The organism is Actinosynnema sp. NPDC023658 (genome assembly GCF_040639995.1).
In the GTDB taxonomy this organism is placed as follows: Bacteria; Actinomycetota; Actinomycetes; order Mycobacteriales; family Pseudonocardiaceae; genus Actinosynnema.
This window is the reverse complement of sequence record NZ_JBFAAX010001433.1, coordinates 1-1,138: the sequence shown is the minus strand read 5'-3', so window position 1 is coordinate 1,138 and position 1,138 is coordinate 1. Positions and strand designations below refer to the sequence as shown.

Sequence of the window (1,138 nt, the reverse complement as noted above, 5' to 3'; positions counted from 1 at the left end):
GCCCCTCGCACGTCACAGCGTCAGGCGGTGCGGGTGCGCCGCCCCTTCAGCTCCTCCAGCCGCTCGTCCAGCAGCTCCTCGAGCTCCGGGATCGTGCGCCGCTCCAGGAGCTTGTCCCAGTGCGTGCGCGGCGGCTTGATCTTCTTCGCCTCCGGCTCGGCACCGTCGATGATCTTCGACTCCTGGCCGTGCAGGCGACACTCCCAGGTGTGCGGGATCTCGGCGTCGTCGGAGAACGGGACCTCGAAGTCGTGGCCCTTGGGGCAGGCGTACCGCACCGACCGGCGCGGGGCGAGGTCGTGATTGCGGTCGGTCTCGTAGCTGACTGCTCCGAGCCGGCTACCCCGTAGAACGCGGTCGGCCATGGCGGTGTCCTTTCGCTCGGCTCAGGGCCGGGGCCCAGGCTTGTTGCTCACCGAGTGCAACGATCGGACTGCTCCGTTCGTTCCCGGCTTCACGGTCATCGTCGCCCACAGTGACGTCTTTCACCCGTCAACGAAGGCTTCCTCCAGAGGGAGGCACTCGCGGCCGGATCGTGACGCGTAATCAAGCTGCCGGGCCACCCCATCACACTGATGGAGCAATCCTGGCAGAAGTCGTGCGGCTGCGACAGCTTAGACCGACCACGCATAGCGACGGGACGGCGGGTTTAACGCCGCAGTAGTGACGTCCGTCATGGTCACGGTTACGCAAAGTCATTTCGAGGATTTCCGGGTCCGCCGCCACTCAGGGTGGCGGCACGAGTGTGTTCGGTGGCGGACATGAGGATGAATCACCCATCCGGACCGCACCCAAACGTCCAACCGGACGCTTTACCCTCTCGATGACTTCAGTATCACTCGAAAGAGTGATCTGAGACGAGTCGGTCGAGCAGCTCACGTTGGGCCTTCACCACTTTTACCCGCGCCTGGACCAGAGGAAACCAGGCGACCCGGTCGACCTCCGGGTACTCCCGCAGCTGCCCCGACCCGCGCGGCCACTCCAGGGTGAACGTCCCAGGAACCACCCGATCGGGATCGAGGTCGCCCGCCACGGCCCACGCCGTCACCACCTTGCCGCCGGACTGCCGCACCTCGCCCAACGGCACCCACTCCCCGTCGGGCACCGGCACGCCCAGCTCCTCCGCGAACTCGCGCCG

At 66.6% G+C, this 1,138-nt stretch carries 2 protein-coding genes; both read right to left on the bottom strand.

The window, feature by feature from the left end:
- Positions 1–20 precede the first annotated feature (20 nt).
- The gene (locus tag AB0G02_RS41595) at positions 21–365 is read right to left on the bottom strand and encodes an RNA polymerase-binding protein RbpA (protein ID WP_360806498.1); all 345 of its coding nucleotides are present in this window, start codon (positions 363–365) and stop codon (positions 21–23) included.
- 470 nt (positions 366–835) lie between these two features.
- A partial coding sequence (locus AB0G02_RS41590) for an NUDIX domain-containing protein (RefSeq protein WP_360806496.1) occupies positions 836–1,138 on the bottom strand: 303 nt, incomplete at its 5' end.

Excerpts from the sequence above, each read along its gene's own strand:
- AB0G02_RS41595 (WP_360806498.1), bottom strand. The coding sequence starts at position 365 with ATGGCCGACCGCGTTCTACGGGGTAGCCGGCTCGGAGCAGTCAGCTAC.